We start from the raw sequence: 19,286 nt of genomic DNA on the forward strand, positions 1-19,286 counted from the left end.
TCCGAACCCGGAAGCTAAGACTGACAGCGCCGATGGTACTGCGAGGGGGACCTCGTGGGAGAGTAGGACACCGCCGGACACCTTTTCAGGAAAGCCCTGATGAACTCGCCAGAGACGGCGGGATCATCAGGGCTTTTCGCGTTTTCGGGGTGCCCGCCGACGCCGCGCCCGGGCCCCGGCGCTATCAGGAGCCGAGTCTTCGGTTCCGATAGAATGGATCGACGAGACGACCGACATGACGGAAGCAGGCCGCCTATGGGAGCGATGATGAGCATGCTGCTCCTCCTCGCTCTCAGCGCCGTCATCGCCCATCCGGTCGTCCGTCGTTTCGGGCGACGCACCTTCGTGGCCCTCGCCATCTTGGTCGCGGGCGTCTTCTCGGTGCTGCTCTGGATCTCGCAGCCCGTGTTCTCGGGCGAGGCGCTCGTCGAGACGGTGCAGTGGGTGCCGCAGCTCGACTTGAGCATCACGCTTCGTCTCGACTCGGTCTCGGCGCTCTTCGCCCTGCTGGTGACTGGCGCGGGCGCCCTGGTGCTGCTCTACTGCGCGAGCTACTTCGAAGACGGCGAGCAGGGTCTCGCGCGCTTCGCCGGGGTCTTCATGGGCTTCGCGACGTCGATGCTCGGGCTCGTGCTGGCCGACGACATCTACCTGCTCTTCATCTTCTGGGAGGGCACCACGGTGTTCTCCTTCCTGCTCATCGGTCACGCGACGCGTCTGCGCACCGCCAACGCGGCGTCGCTGCAGGCCCTCATGGTGACGACGCTCGGCGGGCTCGCCATGCTGGTCGGCTTCGTGCTGCTCGCGCAGCAGGCGGGCACGCCGCTGCTGTCCGAGATCGTCGCCGACCCGCCTCAGGGCGCCGTGGCGACGACCGCCGTCTATTTGTTGCTCGTGGGCGCGCTCTCGAAATCGGCGATCTTCCCCTTCCACTTCTGGTTGCCGGGCGCCATGGCAGCGCCCACGCCGGTCAGCGCGTACCTGCACGCGGCGGCGATGGTGAAGGCCGGCATCTACCTGATCGCGCGCATCGGCCCCGGCTTCAGCGACGTGCCCGGCTACCGCGAGACGCTCGTGATCCTCGGCGCGGTCACGATGATCAACGGCGGCATCCGCGCGCTCAAGCAGTTCGACATCAAGCTGATCGTGGCCCACGGCACGGTCAGCCAACTCGGCCTGCTCGTCATGGTGTTCGGCGTCGGCGATCCGCGCGCCTCCTACGCAGGCTTCGCGCTGCTCTTCGCGCACGCGGTCGCGAAGGCCCCGCTGTTCCTCGCCGTGGGCATCATCGACCACTCCACCGGCACCCGCGACCTGCGCAAGCTCTGCGGCCTCAGCCGTCGTATGCCCGTCCTCGCGGTGCTCACCATCGCGGCCGCGGCCTCCATGGCCGGCGCGCCGCCGTTCATCGGCTTCGTCGCGAAGGAGTCGGCCTTCACCGAGCTGCTGCGCATCGGCGAGTCGGAACCCCTCGCGTACTTCGCCTTCTTCGTCGCCCTGGTGGGCAGCGTGCTCACCGTCGCCTACATGGGCCGCTTCCTCTGGGGGGCGTTCGCCGACAAACCGGGAACCAGCGAGTGCTCGATCGTGCACCGCCCGGCCCCCGTGCTCTTCGTGGCACCCGCGGCTTTCGCGCTGCTGGCACTCGCCGGCGGGCTGCTCGCGTCGCCGATCGATCCGCTGCTGCAGGCCACGGTGCCGCACGCGACCGAGCACCCCGAGCACCTCGCGCTGTGGCACGGGTTCACCCTGCCGCTCGCGGCTTCGGCCGCGGTGCTGCTGCTCGGCAGCGTGCTCGCGATGCTGCTGTCGCGTATGAGGGCGGTCATCCCGGCGCTGCCCGAGCGCTTCTCGGCGTCGCACGCCTACTGGGTGATCACCCACTGGCTCGACACGGCCGCGGTGCGGATCACCGCGATCACGCAGCGCGGATCGCTGCCGTTCTACCTCGCGGTGATCCTCATCGTGATGGTCGGCGCCCTCGGCGGCACGCTGCTCGTGACGGGGGAGTGGCCCGCGGAGATCGAGCTGATGAGCTCGCCCGTTCAGGTGCCCATCGCGATCATCATGATCGTGGCCGCGATCTTCTCGCTGCGCGCCCGCACCCGTTTCCAGTCGGTCGTGCTGGTGGGCGTCACCGGGTACGGCATGGCCGCGATCTTCGCCATGCACGGCGCCCCCGACCTCGCCCTCACGCAGGCGCTCGTCGAGACGGTCACGCTGATCGCCTTCGTGCTGGTGATCCGCCGCCTGCCGCAGCGCATGGGTTCGGCGTCCAGCCGCAGGGTGCGCTGGATCCGTGTGGCCATCGGTGTCGCGGTGGGGCTCGTGATCGGCGCCTTCGCCGTCGTCGCGCTCGGCTCGCGCATCGCCGAGCCGATCTCGCTGCAGATCCCCGGCCTCGCCGCGGCCGGCGGGCACGGCTACAACGCCGTGAACGTGATGCTCGTCGACATCCGCGGCTGGGACACGATGGGCGAGCTCTCCGTGATCCTCGCAGCTGCGACCGGCGTCGCCTCGCTCGTCTTCCTGCGCACCCGCGCCGATCTGCGTCCCAAACTGACGCGCCGCGCCGCGCGTTCCGAGGCGCGAGCCCACCTCATGCACGTCGCCGATCCGGATCATCCGGCGCGTCGCGTCGCGTGGCTGCTCGCGGGCCGCCACCTCGATCCGGCCCACCGGTCGATCCTGCTCGAGGTCGTCGTGAGACTCGTCTTCCACGGCCTCATCATCCTCTCGATCTACCTGCTGCTGACGGGGCACAACACCCCGGGCGGCGGTTTTGCGGGCGGCCTCGTGGCGGGGCTCGCCCTCGTGGCGCGCTATCTCGCGGGCGGGCGCTACGAGCTCGGCGCGACGGTGCCGCTCGATGCCGGCCGCATCCTCGGCACGGGCCTCGCCCTCGCCGTGTCGATGGCGCTGCTCCCGATGTTCTTCGGCCAGTCGGCCCTGGCCTCGGCCTGGGTCGACGTCGACCTCGGCCCCTTCGGAGTGGTGCCCCTCGTCACGTCGACGCTCTTCGACGTCGGCGTGTACCTCGTGGTGTTCGGCCTGATCCTCGATGTGCTCCGCAGCCTCGGCGCCGAGATCGATGAGCACGAGGAAGCCGAGACCGCATCATTCGAGGAAGAGGAGGTGCAGAGCCGATGACGATGCCGCTCGTACTCGTCGCCGCGATGGTCGTGCTCTACGCCTGCGGCGTCTACCTCATGCTCGACCGTACGCTGACGCGCCTGCTGCTCGGCTTCCTGCTGGTGGGCAACGCCACGAACCTGCTCATCTTCCTGATGTCGGGCTCCTTCGGCGCGGCGCCCATCGGCGACGGTCCCGCCGACGAGATGAGCGATCCGCTGCCGCAGGCGTTCATCCTCACGGCAATCGTGATCACCTTCGGGGTGAGCGCGTTCCTGCTGGCCCTCATCTACCGCTCGTGGCGCCTCGCGCAGGACATGGACGACCGGGTGCACGACGACGAGGCCGACCTCGAGCTCGCGACCACCGAGGCGCTCACCACCGATGAGGTCACCGACGAGGATCTCGCCGAGACCCCGGAGTTCTCGGACGACGACGAAGACGACGACTCCTCCTCCGACGACGATGAGCGCGCGTCCGCGGGCGCCGCCGGTGCGGGCGCCGACGACCGCGACGAGCGGGCCGCGGATCCCGCATCCGAACGACCGGGGGAGGACCGGCGATGATCATGCTCATCCCCCTCGTGGTGCTCGTGCCGCTCGCGAGCGCCGCGCTCGCGCTCGCCGTGCCCGGGCACCGCAAACTGCAGCAGGGCATCACCCTGCTCGCACTCACGGCCGTGCTCGTGCTGAGCGGCGCGCTCATGTGGCTCGTCGACGTGAACGGCACCCTCGTGATGGAGGTGGGCGGCTGGGCCGCCCCCTTCGGCATCGCGCTCGTGGTCGACCGCGTCTCGGCGCTCATGCTGGTCGTCTCGTCGGTGGTGCTGCTCGGGGTGTTCGTCTTCTCGATCGGGCAGGGCCTCGCCGACGGAGACGAGGAGACCCCGGTATCCATCTACTACCCGACCTACCTCGTGCTGGGCGCGGGCGTGTTCAACGCGTTCATCGCGGGTGACCTCTTCAACCTCTACGTCGGTTTCGAGATCCTGCTGGTGTCGAGCTACGTGCTCATCACCCTCGGCGGCACCGCGCAGCGCATCCGCGCGGGCGTCACCTACGTGATCGTGTCGCTCGTCTCGTCGGTGCTGTTCCTCGCCGCGATCGCGCTCATCTACGGCGCGACCGGCACGGTCAACATGGCACAGCTGACGGTGCGCATCGCCGAGCTTCCGAGCGAGATCCAGCTGCTGCTCAACCTCGCGCTGCTCATCGCGTTCGGGATCAAGGCGGCCGTCTTCCCGCTGTCGTTCTGGCTGCCCGACTCCTACCCGACCGCACCTGCGCCCGTCACCGCGGTGTTCGCGGGTCTGCTGACGAAGGTGGGCGTCTACGCGATCATCCGCAGCCAGACGCTGCTCTTCCCCCAGTCGAGCGTGGACACCGTGCTGATGGTGGTGGCCGGGCTCACGCTGCTCGTGGGCATCCTGGGCGCCGTCTCGCAACTCGACATCAAACGACTGCTCTCGTTCACGCTCATCAGCCACATCGGCTACATGATCTTCGGCATCGGCATGGCGAACGCCGCGGGCTTCGCGGCGACGATCTACTACATCGCCCACCACATCATCGTGCAGACCACGCTGTTTCTCGCGGTGGGGCTGATCGAGCGGCAGGGCGGCACCACCTCGCTCGCCGGGCTCGGCGGCATGCTGCGCGCGGCGCCCGTGATCGCGGTGCTGTTCTTCGTCCCGATGCTCAACCTGGGCGGCATCCCGCCGTTCTCGGGCTTCATCGGCAAGCTCGGGCTCTTCACGGTCGCCGCGGAACTCGCGACGCCCGCCGCCTACTGGCTCATGGGGATCGGCGCCCTCGTGTCGCTGCTCACGCTCTACGCTCTGGCGCGCGCCTGGGTGCTCGCGTTCTGGCGCCCGAAGAAGCGGGCCGAGGCCGAGGCCCGCAGCCTCAAGGCTCCCACCACCGAGGCGCTCATGCTGCGCGAGCGCGAGGAAGCGCTGCTCGAGCGGCTGCAGGACGCCCCGGACGCGACGCCCAACCAGGAGCAGAAGGAGATCCCGCGCCTCATGTTCGCCGCGACTGCGGGCATGGTGACGGTGAGCATCGCGCTCACGGTGTTCGCGGGACCGCTCTACGCCTACGCCGACCGGGCGGGCCGCGACATGGCGCTGCCCGGCGAGATGGTCGAGCTCGTGCTCGGCGACAGCCCGGGCGCGCTCGGCGGCGGCAGCGGCGACACCCGACCCGAGGAGGACGGGAGATGAGCGACACCGGATTCTCGACGCCGCGCGCGGCGCGGCGCGCCGAGTGGGGCGTGCGCCTGCACGAACTGCCGCTGCTGGTGGGGCTCGTGCTGCTGTGGACGATGCTGTGGCACGAGGTCTCGCTGCTGTCGGTGGTGAGCGGCATCGTCGTCGCCGTCGTGGTGATGCGCGTCTTCTACCTGCCACCCGTCGAGCTCGCCGGCCGCTTCAACGTCTGGTACGCGCTGCTGTACCTCGGCTACTTCCTCTGGCACCTCGCGCTCGCCTCCTGGCAGGTGGCCTGGCTCGCGGTGCGCCCAGGCCCGCCGCCCCCGTGCTCGATCATCGCCGTGCGGTTGCGCACCCGGTCCGACTTCATCCTCACGATGGTGGGCCTCACCACCTCGCTGATCCCCGGATCCCTCGTGGCCGAGGTGGATCGCTTCCGGTCGGTCCTCTACCTGCACGTGCTCAACACGCCCACGCAGAAGGAGATCACCGCGATGCGCCGCGACGCGCACCGCATCGAGCGGCTGCTCGTGATGAGCGTCGGCTCCCGAGAAGAGATGAGGGCCCTGCGATGAGCACCGCGATGACGATCCTCACCCTCGCCGCGGGCGCGGGGCTCACCTTCACGGCCCTCGCCGCGATCGTTCGCATCGTGCGCGGCCCCACGATCCTCGACCGCATGGTCGCCTCCGATGTGCTGCTGACCACCCTGATGCTGGCGGTCGGCACCGATATGGTGGTGCGCGGCCACACCGATACGATTCCGCTGATGACCGTCATCGCGGCCACCGCCACCTTCGCGACGATCGTCGTGGCGCGCTACGTGAAGCGGCGCGCCGAATCGCCCGCGACGCCGCCCGAGCCGCCGAGGGGAGCCGGCCATGTTTGACCTCGAACTCGTCGAGCAGCTCATGGACATCGCCGCCGTGGTGTGCGTGCTGCTCGCAGCCGTGCTCTCTGTCGCCGCGGGGATCGGCCTGCTGTGCTTCCCTGACGCCCTGAGCCGCCTGCACGCCGCCACGAAGCCGCAGATCTTCGGGCTGCTGCTCGTCATCGCGGCCATTGCGCTCGATCAGCGCTCCGTCACGACGCTGCTCGCGCTGATCCCGGTGTTCGTGTTCCAGTCGCTCACCGCGCCCGTCGCCGCGCACATGGTCGGTCGCGCCGCCTACCGAACGGGCCAGCTCGACAATGACACGCTCGTGATCGACGAGCTCGGGCCGGCGATCGAACAGGCGGCCAGACGCGAGGAGACCTCGGGCCGCTAGGCCCGAGGTCTCCTCACCGCTCGTCCCCGTGGAGTTCTACGCGTCCACGAGGTAGCGGCTGTAGGCGGGCACCGTGAGGAACGTCGGGAAGTCGTCGCCGAGCGCCACGTCTGCGAACAGATCTGCCGCGTCGTCGTAGCGGTCGCCCTCGAAGCGATCGAAACCGGCGACGGCCTCGCGCACCAGCTCGGAGACCCACTCGCGTGTGATGCGGGTGCCCTCGGCGGTCGACTGGTCCTGGTGGATCCACTGCCAGATCTGCGAGCGGCTGATCTCGGCGGTCGCGGCGTCCTCCATGAGGTTGTCGATGGCGACGGCGCCGAGGCCGCGCAGCCAGGCCTCGATGTAGCGGATGCCGATCGAGACGTTCTCTCGCACGCCGGCTTCGGTGATGTCGCGGCCGATGTGCACGTTGAGCAGCTGCGCCGCGGTCACCTCGACGTCGTCGCGCTGACGGTCGATCTGGTTGGGCCGGTCGCCGAGCACGGCGTCGAACTCGGCCTGCGCGACGGGGATCAGGTCGGGGTGGGCGACCCAGGTGCCGTCGAAGCCGTCGGTCGCCTCGCGCTGCTTGTCGGCGCGCACCTTCTCCTCGGCGCGGCGGGTGACTTCGGGGTCGCGGCGGTTCGGGATGAACGCGCTCATGCCGCCGATGGCGTGGGCGCCGCGCTTGTGGCAGGTCTTCACGAGCAGCTCGGTGTAGGCCCGCATGAAGGGCACCGTCATGGTGACCTCGCTGCGATCCGGCAGCACGAAGCGGGCGCCGCGGCCGCGGTAGTTCTTGATGATCGAGAAGATGTAGTCCCAGCGGCCGGCGTTGAGGCCCGCGATGTGATCCCGCATCACGTACAGGATCTCCTCCATCTCGAACGCTGCGGGCAGCGTCTCGATGAGCACCGTCGCGCGGATCGTGCCGTGGTCGAGGCCCAGCGCCTGCTCGGTGTAGGCGAAGATGTCGTCCCACAGCTTCGCCTCCTCGCTCGACTCGAGCTTCGCGATGTAGAAGTAGGGGCCGCGACCGCGGGCGACGAGCTCGCGAGCGTTGTGGAAGGCGTAGAGCCCGAAGTCGACGAGGCTGCCGGAGGCGGCGCCCGACTGGCCCTGCGCGTCGATGAAGCGCATGTGCTTCTCGACGAGGTGCCAACCGCGGGGGCGCATCACGATGGTGGGGGTGCGCTCGGCGGTGACCCGGTACTCCTTGCCCTCGGGGCTCGTGTACTCGAGGCGGTCGCGGATCGCGTCGGAGAGCGACAGCTGCCCCCCGATGACGTTCCTCCAGGTGGGGCTGGTGGCGTCCTCCTGGTCGGCGAGCCAGACGCGCGCGCCCGAGTTCATCGCGTTGATGGTCATCTTCGGGTCGGTGGGACCGGTGATCTCCACGCGGCGATCCTCCAGGCCGGGCCCGGCGCCGGCGACGCTCCAGCTCGCGTCCTCGCGGATCGAGCGGGTGTCGTCGCGGAACTTCGGATCGCGGCCGTTGCCGATCTCGTAGCGTCGGCGCTGGCGGTCCGCGAGGCGCTCGTGCCGGGTGCTCGCGAAGCGGCTGTGCAGCTCGGTGAGGAACTGGAGGGCCTCGGCGGTGAGGATCTCGTCGCTGCGGTCGAACGGGCGGCCGATGACCTCGATGCGGGGGCCGGCGGTGGAGGAGGTGGCGGTCTGCTGCTGCGGGGCCGCCTGCGTGGTGATCATGATCGTGTCCTTTGCGTGGGAAGTCGGGAACGGATTGCGGTGTAGTTCCATCTTGAGGGGCCGCAAGCGGGTGCGCGCGCTCGTTCCGGGGGTGAAGATTCGCAGTTCTTCTGCTTGTCGAAAGATTTTCGGTCTGGCACCATGGGGGCATGACGCTTCTCGACAGTGCTGAATCGCTTCGCGGCCCGCGAACGCTCGGGGGAGCCGCCGCGCTGCGCGATCCCGACGCCCTCCGCACCGCGGGCGCGGCCGCCGATCCCGACGAGGGCGGCGACGCCCTCACCCTCGGCCGCCGCATCCGCGAGCGCCGCATCCAGTTGGGTCTCACGCTCGAGCAGCTCGCCGCGGCGGTCGACCGGGCCCCCTCGCAGCTCTCTGCGATCGAGAACGGCAAGCGCGAGCCGCGCCTGCCGCTGCTGCGCGCACTCGCCGCCGAGCTCGACTCGACGGTCGACGAGCTGCTCATCGACGAGGCGCCGAGCGAGCGCGCGGCCCTCGAGATCGCGGTGGAGCGCGCGCAGCGCGGTTCGGTGTTCCAGTCGCTCGGTCTGCAGCCGATCCGGGTCTCCAAGGCGACGAGCGACGAGACGCTGCGCGCGATCCTCGGCCTGCATCAGGAGGTGGAGCGGCTCAACCACGAGCGCGCGGCGACCCCCGAGGAGGCGAGGCGGGCGAACACCGAGCTGCGCGCCGAGATGCGAGTGGCCGGCAACTACTTCCCGGATCTCGAGCGGGCGGCCTCGCAGCTGCTCGACAGCGTCGGCTACGGGGGAGGGCCGGTCTCGCAGCAGACCATCTCGGCGGTGGCCGAGCGCCTGGGGTTCAGGCTGCACTACGTCTCCGACATGCCGCACTCGACGCGATCCGTGATCGACCGGCGCAACGGGCGCATCTACCTCAGCAGCAACCTGCCGTCGCGCGACGCGCGCGCGCCGATCCTGCGCGCGCTCGCCAGTCTGGTGTGCGGGCACGAAGAGCCGCGCAGCTACGGCGACTTCCTGCGCCAGCGCGTCGAGGCCAACTACCTCGCCGGCGCCGTGCTGCTGCCGGAGAACGCGGCGGTCGAGCTGCTGTCGGAGGCGAAGCGGCAGCGGCAGATCTCGATGGAGGATCTGCGCGACGCCTTCGCGGTGTCCTACGAGATGGCCGCTCACCGCTTCACCAACCTGGCGACCGAGCGGCTCGGGCTGCAGGTGCACTTCATGAAGGCGCACGAGTCCGGCACGCTCATCAAGGCCTACGAGAACGACGGCGTGCGGTTCCCGTCGGACGCGCTCGGCAACCTCGAGGGGGCCACCGTGTGCCGCAACTGGACGGCGCGCACGATCTTCGGGCAGCCCGATCGTTTCAACCCCTGGTACCAGTACACCGACATGGCTTCCGGCGGCACCTACTGGTGCACGTCGAGGGTCGAGAAGGCGAAGGAGGGCCTCTACTCGGTGAGCGTCGGGGTGCGCTTCGAAGACGTGAAGTGGTTCCGTGGCCGGGAGACGCCGCATCGCTCGCAGTCGTTCTGCCCCGACGACCGGTGCTGCCGGCGGGCCTCGAGCGAACTCACCCGCAAGTGGGAGGCCGCGGCCTGGCCGGAGGCCGCCACCCCGACGAGCCTGCTCGCCGCGCTGCCGGTGGGCACGTTCCCGGGCGTCGATACGAACGAGGTCTACGAGTTTCTTGAGTCTCACGAGTGAATACGGCCGCACGGGATGCGCGGGCGCCCGCGGCTGCGATAGCGTAGAGGGATCAGGCTGAACGACCGGCTCGTCGTTCCGAGAAGAGGAAATGGGTGAGACATGACTACTGAGAATCATGCCCGTCGCGCCGACCACACCGAGGCGCGCGCCACCCAGCAGTTCCGCGAAGATCTGGGTGCGATGATCCGCGCTCGCGCGACCGATCTGACGATCGACGAGCGCGAGGCCGTGGAGGCGCTGCCCTCGGGTGCGGCGCTGCTCGTCGTGCGCCGCGGCCCCGACCTCGGCGCCCGGTTCCTGCTTGACCAGGACGTCACGGTCGCGGGGCGCCACCCAGCCGTCGACATCTTCCTCGACGACGTCACGGTGTCGCGCCGTCACGCCGAGTTCCGCCGTCAGGGCACGAGCTTCTCGGTGGTCGACCTGGGCTCGCTCAACGGCACTTTCTGCGACGGCTCCCGCATCGATGGCGAGGTGCCGCTCGAGGACGGGGCCGAGGTGCAGGTAGGCAAGTTCCGCTTCACGTTCTTCGCTTCGCGCTTCGACCTGGGCGAGGTCGCCTAGTATGGCGGCCGCCGCCTCGGCCCAGTCGCAGGCAGCAGGCCTCCTCAGCATCGGGCAGGTGCTGGCGCGCCTGCAGGACGACTTCTCCGATCTCACTCCTTCGAAGCTGCGCTTCCTCGAGGAGCAGGGGCTCGTCACCCCCGAGCGCACCAAGTCGGGGTACCGCAAGTTCTCGCAGCAGCACATCGAGCGCTTGCGACTGATCCTCACGCTGCAGCGCGACCACTATCTGCCGCTGAAGGTCATCGCCGAGGTGCTCGACGAGATGGACGAGGGGCGCGATCCGATCATCCCGGGCGCGTCGCCGCGCAGCGCGTCGATGATCCTCGCACCGCAGCGGGTGCTCAGCAGCGATGAACTGCGTCGGGCGACGGGTGCGAGCGCCCGCTTCCTGGGCGAGGCGATCGCGGCGGGGCTGCTGCCGGCGGCGGAGGTGTTCCCGCACGATGCGGTGGCGCAGCTGTCGGCTCTGCTGAAGCTCGCGGAGCGGGGGATCACCCCGCGCCATCTGCGGTCTCTGCGGGTCTCGGCCGAGCGCGAGGCCGAGCTCATCGCGCGTGCGGTCTCGACGCGCGGCGTGAAGAGCGGCACCCCGCTCGGCACGGAGGACTCGCTGGAGCTGGCGGGGCATCTCGACACGGTGCGCTCCGGCGTGTTGCGGCGGCGTTTCGCGAGCTCCTGATCCGCTCGAGTTCGGCGTGATTTCAACCTTCAAGTTCAAGTGGAGGTCGACACTCCGAAATTGACCCTCGGCGGTCGTTGCACGGTGCCGGGCATCTGGGTACCGTTAGGGGAGTTCGGTGCCCTGGGCCGCTCGGTCCGTGAAGAAAGGAAGACGATGGAGAACACTCAGCAGCCGTCTGGCGAGACGGCTTCTCCGTCGTCGGAGGCCGCGCCCGAGAGCGCGCAGAGCGCGCCCATCAGCGGCGCCGAGCCCCTCACGATCGATCCCGAGCTGCTCTTCGACGACGGGCTGCCGAAGCCCAATCAGGAGGGCGGCTTCAAGGGCGCCACCGCAGCCCGAGCCGCGGGCATCACCTATCGCCAGCTCGACTACTGGGCGCGCACCGGGCTCGTCGAGCCCACAGTGCGCGGCGCCCAGGGGTCGGGCTCGCAGCGCCTCTACGGCTTCCGCGACATCCTCGTGCTGAAGCTCGTGAAGCGGCTGCTCGACACCGGCATCTCGCTGCAGCAGATCCGCACCGCGGTCGCGCAGCTGCACGAGGCAGGCGTGCACGACCTGTCACGCACCACCCTCATGAGCGACGGCGCGAGCGTCTACCTGTGCACCTCGAACGACGAGGTCATCGACCTCGTCAGCCGCGGCCAGGGCGTCTTCGGCATCGCCGTCGGCAAGGTGCTGCGCGAGGTCGAGACCTCGCTCGTCGACATGGACGAGCACCGCGAGCAGGCCGAGAGCGCGGTCGACGAACTCGCGGCCCGCCGTCAGGTGCGCAAGAAGATCTCCTAGGCCCGGGGCGCTCCCGCTCGGCCGCAACAGCAAAGCCCGGCTCGAGACGAGCCGGGCTTTTCCAGCGTGCGACGGCTTCGCGCTCAGTCTTCGACGACCGTGGCGGTGCGCGCCGGCCGCGCCTTCGCCTCGCGCGCCGCGTCCATGCCCGCCGAGCGGAGCACGCGATCGAGCACCAGGTCGAAGTTGCCCGCCATCTCCTGCGAGGCCTCGCCCGGCCACATGTGCACCGGCTTCGCGGCGCCCTGCGCCTGCTGCAGCGAGGGGCGCTCGGGCAGCTGCGGGTTGAGCACCAGCGGGCCGAACATCTCGCGCAGCTCGCGGATGCGGAACTGGTGCTCCATCGACTGCGGCTGCGTACGGTTGATCAGGATGCCGAGGGGCTGCAGCCGCGGGCTCACGCCGCGGCGGATCTCCTCGATCGCGCGCAGGGCGCGGTCGGTCGCGGCGACCGCGAAGAGGCTCGGCTCCGCGACGACGAGCACGCGGTCGCTCGCGGCCCACGCGGTGCGGGTGAGCGCGTTGAGCGACGGGGCGCAGTCGATCAGCACCAGGTCGTACTCCGCCTCGACGACCGCGAGGGCCTCCTCGAGCTTCCAGATGTCGCGGGTGGAGGGGTGCGGCCCGTCGAAGTTGATGGCGGACGGGCTGCCCACCAGCAGATCGATCGAACCGCCCTCGTGATACTCGTTCCAGCCGCTGCTGGCGATCGCCGAGCGCACGGTCTTCTCTTTCGGACTCTCGAGGATGTCGGCGACCGTCGCGTACCCGTCGGGGTCGACGGCGAGGCCGGTCGAGACATCGGACTGAGGATCGAAGTCGACGACGAGCGTGCGCAGGCCCCGCGAGAAGGCGGCCGAGGCCAGGCCGAGCGTCACGGTGGTCTTGCCCACGCCGCCCTTGAGGGAACTCACACTCAAAACATGCACGTGGCAAGTTTAGTCGATACCGCACTGTGATCATCCAGAGTATGCGTGCGGCGAACGGATGAGAGCCCGATTTCACCCTGCTTTGCACCCGGCGAGGCCGTGTCGGGGTGAAGTGCGGGCGAGCCTGCCCGAGCGTGTATCTTGATATCGAACGATCCTTCGGCCTGGGCAGCCGGCAACGCTTGATACAGAGGGGTACTTCCGCATGTTCAATAAGGTTCTGGTTGCCAACCGCGGTGAGATCGCCATCCGCGCATTCCGCGCCGCTCACGAGCTGGGCGCGTCGACGGTGGCGGTGTTCCCGTACGAGGACCGCAACTCGCTGCACCGGCTGAAGGCCGACGAGGCGTATCAGATCGGAGAGGTGGGGCACCCGGTGCGCGCCTACCTCGACGTGGCCGAGATCGTGCGCGTGGCGGTCGAATCCGGGGCCGACGCGATCTACCCCGGCTACGGCTTCCTGTCCGAGAACCCCGAACTCGCCGCCGCGGCCGAGGCCGCCGGCATCCGATTCATCGGGCCCGGGCGCCAGGCGCTCGAGATGGCGGGCAACAAGGTCGCCGCGAAGGAGCACGCGATCGCGGCCGGCGTGCCCGTGCTGCAGTCGACGCCGCCCTCGACCGACGTCGACGAGCTGATCGCCGGAGCGCGCGAGATCGGCTTCCCGGTGTTCGCGAAGGCGGTCGCGGGCGGCGGCGGCCGCGGCATGCGCCGCGTGGAGCGCGAGGAGGATCTGCGCGACGCGCTCGAGGCTGCCATGCGCGAGGCCGAGTCGGCGTTCGGCGATCCGACCATGTTCATCGAGCAGGCCGTGTTGCGCCCCCGCCACATCGAGGTGCAGGTGCTGGCCGACAAGACCGGTGCGACCGTGCACCTCTTCGAGCGCGACTGCTCCGTGCAGCGCCGCCACCAGAAGGTCGTCGAGATCGCGCCCGCGCCGAACCTCGATCCCGCAGTCCGCGACGAGCTGACGCGCGACGCGATCGCGTTCGCCAAGTCGATCGGCTACGAGAACGCGGGTACGGTCGAGTTCCTGCTCGACACCGAGGGCGAGCGCGCGGGCAAGCACGTGTTCATCGAGATGAACCCGCGCATCCAGGTGGAGCACACCGTGACCGAGGAGGTCACCGACGTCGACCTGGTGCGCGCGCAGATGCGCATCGCCGCGGGCGAGACGCTCGAGCAGCTCGAACTGCGCCAGGAGGACATCCAGCTGCGCGGCGCCGCACTGCAGTGCCGCATCACCACCGAGGATCCCGCGAACGGCTTCCGCCCAGACCTCGGCCGTATCACCGCGTACCGCTCGCCGGGCGGCGGCGGGGTGCGCCTCGACGGCGGCACGATCAACGCGGGCGCGCAGATCAGCCCCCACTTCGACTCCATGCTCGCGAAGCTCACCTGCCGCGGGCGCAGCTTCGAGGACGCCGTGGTGCGCGCCCGCCGCGCGCTCGCCGAATTCCGCATCCGCGGCGTCGCCACGAACATCCCCTTCCTGCAGGCCGTGCTCGCCGACCCCGCGTTCCAGGCCGGCGACATCGCGACCTCGTTCATCGAGGAGCGCCCCGAGCTGCTCGAGATGAACAAGCCGAAGGATCGCGCCACGCGCCTGCTGCAGCACGTCGCGAACGTGACGGTCAACCAGCCCCACGGTGCGCGGCCCGGGGCCTTCGACCCGGCCGCGAAGCTGCCCGCGGCCGACTTGGGGCAGCCGGCACCGGCGGGCTACCGGCAGCGCCTGCTCGAGCTCGGCCCCGAGGGCTACGCGAAGAGCCTGCGCGAGCAGACCGCGCTGGCGGTGACCGAGACCACGTTCCGCGATGCGCACCAGTCGCTGCTCGCGACGCGCGTGCGCACGCGCGACCTCGTGCGGATCGCTCCCTACGTCGCGCGGCTCACGCCCCAGCTGTGGTCGGTCGAGGCGTGGGGCGGCGCGACCTACGACGTCGCGCTGCGCTTCCTGGGAGAGGATCCCTGGGAGCGCCTCTCGGCGCTTCGCGAGGCGCTGCCGAATGTGCCGATCCAGATGCTGCTGCGCGGCCAGAACACCGTCGGCTACACCCCCTACCCGAAGAAGGTCGCCCAGGCGTTCGTGCGCGAGGCCGCCGACACCGGGGTCGACGTGTTCCGCATCTTCGACGCGCTCAACGACGTGAACCAGATGCGGGTCGCGATCGACGCGGTGCGCGAGACCGGCACGGCGGTCGCGGAGGTCGCCATGGCATACACGGGCAACCTGCTCGACCCTGCAGAGGACAAGTACACCCTCGATTACTACCTGCGCCTCGCCGACGAGATCGTGGAGGCGGGCGCCCACGTGCTCGCGATCAAGGACATGGCCGGCCTCCTGCGACCGGCCGCCGCGGCGAAGCTCGTGGCCGCCCTGCGCGACCGCTTCGAGCTGCCCGTGCACCTGCACACCCACGACACGCCGGGCGGTCAGCTCGCCACGCTGCTCGCGGCCTCCGCGGCAGGCGTCGACGCGGTCGACGCCGCGTCGGCTCCCATGTCGGGCACCACGAGCCAGCCCTCGCTCTCGGCGCTCGTCGCCGCGCTCGCGAACACCGAGCGCGACACCGGTCTCGACGCCCGCGCCGTCTACGAGCTCGAGCCCTACTGGGACTCCGTGCGCAGCCTCTACAAGCCGTTCGAGTCGGGGCTTCCCTCGCCCACGGGGCGGGTCTACACTCACGAGATCCCGGGCGGCCAGCTCTCCAACCTGCGCCAGCAGGCGATCGCCCTCGGGCTCGCCGAGAACTTCGAGAAGATCGAGGACATGTACGCGGCGGCCGATCGCATCCTGGGGCGCATCCCCAAGGTGACCCCGTCGTCGAAGGTGGTCGGCGACCTCGCGCTGCACCTGGCGGCCGTCGACGCGGACCCCGCCGATTTCGAGCAGAACCCCGCCGGTTACGACGTGCCCGACTCGGTCGTCGGCTTCCTCGCGGGCGAGCTGGGGGAGATCCCCGGTGGCTGGCCCGAACCCTTCCGCTCGAAGGTGCTCGCGGGGCGCCGCGTCGATATCGAGGTGGCCCCGATCACCGCCGAGGATCAGGCGCTGCTCGGCGGCACGAGCGTCGAGCGCCGCTCGACGCTCAACCGGCTGCTGTTCCCCGCTCCGACCCGCCAGTACGAGGCCTCTCGCGAGCAGTTCGGCGACCTGTCGGTGCTCGACACCCCCGACTACCTCTACGGGCTCGAAGCCGGTGAGGAGCGCGCGATCGACCTCGCGAGGGGCGTGCGCCTCTACGTGGGGCTCGAAGCCATCGGCGAGGCCGACGACAAGGGCGTTCGCACCGTCATGGTGCGCGTCAACGGGCAGCTGCGCCAGGTCTTCGTCAAGGATGAGAGCGTCGCGGTCGACGCGCCCGTCGCCGAGAAGGCCGACCGCACGGTTCCCGGCCACGTCGCGGCGCCCTTCTCGGGCACGGTCACCGTCAAGGTCACACCGGGTGAGAGCGTCGAGGCCGGCCAGCCCGTCGCCACCATCGAGGCGATGAAAATGGAGGCGGCGATCACCGCGCCCGTCGCGGGCACCGTCGAGCGGGTCGTCTTCACCGGCACGCGTTCGCTCGAGGCCGGCGACCTCATCGCCGTCATCGGCTGATCGCGCGCGGTCCTCTCGAGGCCGCGACCGGGTGTGCCGCGTGCGGCGTCCGCCGCCGCACGCGGCACGCCGGAGGAGGCCGGTTCGCGACGCACCCGGACGAGCGCCCCTCGACGGGCACCCTTCGACGGGCCGCGGAGCAGCGGCGACCCGGCTCGACTAAGCTGGGAGACTATGGCGATTCGAGAGATCCGACTGTTCGGCGACCCCGTGCTGCGCACCGTGTGCGACCCCATCACCGAGATCGACGACGGCGTGCGCCAGCTCGTGACCGACCTCTGCGAGACCGTCGACATGGACGGCCGCGCCGGGCTGGCCTCCACCCAGATCGGCCACACGCAGCGCGCGTTCAGCCTCAACATCGACGGCCGCGTGAGCTACGTGCTCAACCCCGAGATCGTCGAGCTCGAGGGCGAGCCGGTGCCGACGGGGGAGGGCTGCCTGTCGGTGCCCGACCTCTGGTTCGAGGTGATGCGCCATCCGCGCGCGACCGTGCGCGGCATCGACCTCGACGGCCGCGAGATCCTGATCTCGGGTGAGGGGCTGCTCGCCCAGGCGCTGCAGCACGAGTGCGACCATCTCGACGGCAAGCTCTACATCAGCCGCCTCGACCGCGACGCCCGCGGGGAGGCGATGCGCCAGATCCGCACCTCGGCCTGGTTCTGAGGCGCTGCGGCGCGGGGTGGGCCCGTCGCGGGCGCGCGCCGTTCTCGCAGGTGTGCCCGGAGACGGGCTCGCCCCGCTCTCCGGCCCGTCATCGCGGGTGCAGGAGCGGGGCGAGCGAGCCGGCCGGGTCAGCGCTGCGTGCTGACCGCCTCGGTCTGCGGGTTGTCACCGTACAGCTTCGCGATCTCACCCGCGAAATCTCGCAGAATGTTGTCGCGCTTGATGCTCATCTTCGGGGTCAGGTGCCCGTTGGCCTCGATGAACTCGGTGGGCAGGATCACGAACTTGCGGATCGACTCGGCCCGCGAGACATGGCGGTTGCCGTGGTCGATGGCGTTCTGCACCTCGGCGAGCACCTTCGGGTGGCGCGCCGCCTCTTCGAGCGTCATATTCGGATCCTCGCCGTTGTTGTTCAGCCACGCGGGGAGCATCTCGGGGTCGAGGGTGATGAGGGCCGAGATGAACGGCTTCTGATCGCCGACCACCACGACCTGCCCGATGATCGTGTTCGAGCGGATCGGATCCTCGAGCGCGGCCGGGGCGACGTTCTTGCCGCCGGCGGTGACGATGATCTCCTTCTTGCGGCCCGTGATCGACAGGTAGCCGTCGGAGTCGAGGGAGCCCAGGTCGCCCGTGCGGAAGAAGCCGTCATCGGTGAACACCTCGCGGGTGGCTTCGGGGTTGTTCCAGTACTCCTTGAACACGTCGATGCCCTTGACCTCGATCTCGCCGTCCTCTGCGATGCGCACGGTGTGCCCCGGGAGGGCGGGGCCGACGGTGCCGATCTTGAACTTGTCGGGCAGGTTGACGGTGACCGGCGCGGTCGTCTCGGTGAGGCCGTAGCCCTCGAGGATCTTGACGCCGAGGCTGCGGTAGAAGTGGCCGAGGTAGTGGCTGAGCGGCGCCGAGCCCGAGATCGCGTACTTGACGCGGCCGCCGAGGCGCTCGCGCAGCTTGCCGTAGACGAGCTTGTCGAACAGCTTGAACTTGAGCCCGAGCATGAAGGGCACCTTGCCGGCGTCGAGCGCCTCGGAATGCTCGACCGCCACCTTCGCGGCGGTGCGGAAGATCTTGCCCTTGCCCTCGGCCTCGGTCTTCTGCTCGGCCGAGTTGTAGACCTTCTCGAAGACGCGGGGCACCGCGAGCAGGAACGTGGGCTGGAATGAGCCGAGCGCGGGCAGCAGCTGCGTGGTGTCGGCCTGGTGCCCGACGCGCACGCCCGCATGCACGGCGAGCACCGAGATGAATCGGGCGAAGACGTGCGCGAGGGTGACGAAGAGCAGCGTCGAGGAGCCCGGCTGCTGCACGACCTCGGAGAGGGCGGCGGCCGAGTTGCGCGAGAGGTCGACGAAGTTCGAGTGCGTGAGCACGCAGCCCTTCGGCCGGCCGGTCGAACCCGAGGTGTAGATGAGGGTCGCCATGTCGGCGCCCACCGCGAGGTTGCGGCGGCGCTCGATCTCGGCGTCGTCGACCGCGAGGCCGCTCTTCGGCAGCGCCTCCAGCGCGCCCTCGTCGAAGCGCCAGTGCAGATCGACGCCGGGCGCCTCACTGCTGATCTCCTCGTAGCGCTCGGCGAGATCGGCGGTCGCGGTGATGATCGCGCGAGCGCCCGAATCCTCGAGGATCCAGTGGATCTGCAACGGAGACGAGGTCTCGTAGATCGGCACCATGACGGCACCCGCGTAGTGGATCGCGAAGTCGACGAGCGACCACTCGTAGCTCGTCTTGCACATGAAGGCGATGCGATCGCCGGGCTCGATGCCGGCCGCGACGAGGCCCTTCGCGAGGGCGACCACCTCGGCCCGGAACTCGCTCGCCGTGATGTCGCGCCAGCCGTCGCCCTGGGGCACGGCGAAGATCGCGCGGTCGGGTGTGGCCTCCACCCGCTGCTCCAGCAGGTCGGTGATGTTGTCATCCGGAACGGGCGGGATCAGAATGGGGGTCTCGGACAGATTCACGGCAGCTCCCTTGATACTCATGCATCGGTCTTCTGCGATGCGGGCGTTCCGCATCTGCTCGTATTTCACCCTATACGCATACCCGTGCACGCCTCGGGCTCGGCT

The 19,286-nt window shown here is 69.8% G+C and carries 15 protein-coding genes and 1 rRNA gene; 13 read left to right on the top strand and 3 right to left on the bottom strand.

Annotation, left to right across the window (positions count from 1 at the left end):
- The 7 genes from rrf to mnhG form a co-directional block, all read left to right on the top strand.
- A 5S ribosomal RNA gene (gene rrf / locus H490_RS26315) occupies positions 1-79 on the top strand; the annotation flags it as partial.
- Between the two features lie 185 nt (positions 80-264).
- Complete coding sequence (locus H490_RS26320; RefSeq protein ID WP_193743411.1) at positions 265-3,150, top strand: Na+/H+ antiporter subunit A; 2,886 nt, start codon at positions 265-267, stop codon at positions 3,148-3,150.
- Positions 3,147-3,698, top strand: coding sequence for a Na(+)/H(+) antiporter subunit C (locus tag H490_RS26325; RefSeq protein WP_017884479.1), 552 nt, complete (start codon positions 3,147-3,149; stop codon positions 3,696-3,698). The genes H490_RS26320 and H490_RS26325 overlap by 4 nt, the downstream gene beginning before the upstream one ends.
- Positions 3,695-5,353, top strand: a complete 1,659-nt coding sequence (locus H490_RS26330) for a Na+/H+ antiporter subunit D (RefSeq protein WP_017884480.1) — start codon at positions 3,695-3,697, stop codon at positions 5,351-5,353. The genes H490_RS26325 and H490_RS26330 overlap by 4 nt, the downstream gene beginning before the upstream one ends.
- On the top strand, positions 5,350-5,916 hold the full coding sequence (locus H490_RS26335; protein WP_017884481.1) for a Na+/H+ antiporter subunit E: 567 nt from the start codon (positions 5,350-5,352) through the stop codon (positions 5,914-5,916). Before H490_RS26330 ends, H490_RS26335 begins: the two co-directional genes overlap by 4 nt.
- Positions 5,913-6,230, top strand: a complete 318-nt coding sequence (locus H490_RS26340; RefSeq protein ID WP_017884482.1) for a monovalent cation/H+ antiporter complex subunit F — start codon at positions 5,913-5,915, stop codon at positions 6,228-6,230. Before H490_RS26335 ends, H490_RS26340 begins: the two co-directional genes overlap by 4 nt.
- Positions 6,223-6,609 (top strand): monovalent cation/H(+) antiporter subunit G, encoded by a 387-nt coding sequence (gene mnhG / locus H490_RS26345; protein ID WP_017884483.1) that lies wholly within the window; start codon positions 6,223-6,225, stop codon positions 6,607-6,609. The genes H490_RS26340 and mnhG overlap by 8 nt, the downstream gene beginning before the upstream one ends.
- A 36-nt stretch (positions 6,610-6,645) precedes the next feature.
- On the opposite strand, the gene aceB is transcribed toward mnhG, so the two are convergent.
- A complete protein-coding gene (aceB, locus tag H490_RS26350) occupies positions 6,646-8,298 on the bottom strand; it encodes a malate synthase A (protein WP_017884484.1) in 1,653 nt (550 codons plus the stop codon).
- A 149-nt stretch (positions 8,299-8,447) separates the two neighbouring features.
- On the opposite strand from aceB, the gene H490_RS26355 reads away from it, so the two are divergent.
- From H490_RS26355 to H490_RS26370, 4 genes are all read left to right on the top strand, one after another.
- The gene (locus tag H490_RS26355) at positions 8,448-9,986 is read left to right on the top strand and encodes an XRE family transcriptional regulator (RefSeq protein ID WP_017884485.1); all 1,539 of its coding nucleotides are present in this window, start codon (positions 8,448-8,450) and stop codon (positions 9,984-9,986) included.
- Positions 9,987-10,088: 102 nt separating this feature from the next.
- Positions 10,089-10,553 (top strand): FHA domain-containing protein, encoded by a 465-nt coding sequence (locus tag H490_RS26360; RefSeq protein WP_017884486.1) that lies wholly within the window; start codon positions 10,089-10,091, stop codon positions 10,551-10,553.
- Position 10,554: 1 nt separating this feature from the next.
- Positions 10,555-11,235 carry a MerR family transcriptional regulator gene (locus tag H490_RS26365; RefSeq protein WP_017884487.1) on the top strand — a complete coding sequence of 227 codons (681 nt, stop codon included), beginning with the start codon at positions 10,555-10,557 and terminating at the stop codon, positions 11,233-11,235.
- 156 nt (positions 11,236-11,391) lie between these two features.
- Positions 11,392-12,024 carry a MerR family transcriptional regulator gene (locus H490_RS26370; protein WP_017884488.1) on the top strand — a complete coding sequence of 211 codons (633 nt, stop codon included), beginning with the start codon at positions 11,392-11,394 and terminating at the stop codon, positions 12,022-12,024.
- An 83-nt stretch (positions 12,025-12,107) separates the two neighbouring features.
- Here H490_RS26370 and H490_RS26375 read toward each other — a convergent pair whose 3' ends face one another.
- Positions 12,108-12,953 (bottom strand): ParA family protein, encoded by an 846-nt coding sequence (locus tag H490_RS26375; protein ID WP_051066202.1) that lies wholly within the window; start codon positions 12,951-12,953, stop codon positions 12,108-12,110.
- 205 nt (positions 12,954-13,158) lie between these two features.
- Between H490_RS26375 and H490_RS26380 the strand changes: the two genes are divergently transcribed.
- Together H490_RS26380 and def are read left to right on the top strand one after the other, a co-directional pair.
- Complete coding sequence (locus H490_RS26380) at positions 13,159-16,557, top strand: pyruvate carboxylase (protein ID WP_017884490.1); 3,399 nt, start codon at positions 13,159-13,161, stop codon at positions 16,555-16,557.
- A gap of 174 nt (positions 16,558-16,731) precedes the next feature.
- Positions 16,732-17,223: a peptide deformylase gene (def, locus tag H490_RS26385; protein ID WP_017884491.1), complete on the top strand. Its 492-nt coding sequence runs from the start codon at positions 16,732-16,734 to the stop codon at positions 17,221-17,223.
- 128 nt (positions 17,224-17,351) lie between these two features.
- Here def and H490_RS26390 read toward each other — a convergent pair whose 3' ends face one another.
- Positions 17,352-19,202, bottom strand: a complete 1,851-nt coding sequence (locus tag H490_RS26390) for an AMP-dependent synthetase/ligase (RefSeq protein WP_051066211.1) — start codon at positions 19,200-19,202, stop codon at positions 17,352-17,354.
- Positions 19,203-19,286 lie beyond the last annotated feature (84 nt).

The sequence above is a fragment of the Leucobacter sp. UCD-THU genome, from assembly GCF_000349545.1.
GTDB lineage: Bacteria > Actinomycetota > Actinomycetes > Actinomycetales > Microbacteriaceae > Leucobacter > Leucobacter muris.

Bases quoted from the DNA above. Each gene is read 5' to 3' on its own strand.
- H490_RS26380 (WP_017884490.1), top strand. From the start codon at position 13,159: ATGTTCAATAAGGTTCTGGTTGCCAACCGCGGTGAGATCGCCATCCGC.
- H490_RS26330 (WP_017884480.1), top strand. From the start codon at position 3,695: ATGATCATGCTCATCCCCCTCGTGGTGCTCGTGCCGCTCGCGAGCGCC.
- H490_RS26335 (WP_017884481.1), top strand. From the start codon at position 5,350: ATGAGCGACACCGGATTCTCGACGCCGCGCGCGGCGCGGCGCGCCGAG.
- H490_RS26360 (WP_017884486.1), top strand. From the start codon at position 10,089: ATGACTACTGAGAATCATGCCCGTCGCGCCGACCACACCGAGGCGCGC.
- mnhG (WP_017884483.1), top strand. From the start codon at position 6,223: ATGTTTGACCTCGAACTCGTCGAGCAGCTCATGGACATCGCCGCCGTG.
- H490_RS26370 (WP_017884488.1), top strand. From the start codon at position 11,392: ATGGAGAACACTCAGCAGCCGTCTGGCGAGACGGCTTCTCCGTCGTCG.
- H490_RS26340 (WP_017884482.1), top strand. From the start codon at position 5,913: ATGAGCACCGCGATGACGATCCTCACCCTCGCCGCGGGCGCGGGGCTC.
- H490_RS26355 (WP_017884485.1), top strand. From the start codon at position 8,448: ATGACGCTTCTCGACAGTGCTGAATCGCTTCGCGGCCCGCGAACGCTC.
- def (WP_017884491.1), top strand. From the start codon at position 16,732: ATGGCGATTCGAGAGATCCGACTGTTCGGCGACCCCGTGCTGCGCACC.
- aceB (WP_017884484.1), bottom strand. From the start codon at position 8,298: ATGATCACCACGCAGGCGGCCCCGCAGCAGCAGACCGCCACCTCCTCC.
- H490_RS26390 (WP_051066211.1), bottom strand. From the start codon at position 19,202: ATGAGTATCAAGGGAGCTGCCGTGAATCTGTCCGAGACCCCCATTCTG.
- H490_RS26325 (WP_017884479.1), top strand. From the start codon at position 3,147: ATGACGATGCCGCTCGTACTCGTCGCCGCGATGGTCGTGCTCTACGCC.
- H490_RS26320 (WP_193743411.1), top strand. From the start codon at position 265: ATGATGAGCATGCTGCTCCTCCTCGCTCTCAGCGCCGTCATCGCCCAT.
- H490_RS26365 (WP_017884487.1), top strand. From the start codon at position 10,555: ATGGCGGCCGCCGCCTCGGCCCAGTCGCAGGCAGCAGGCCTCCTCAGC.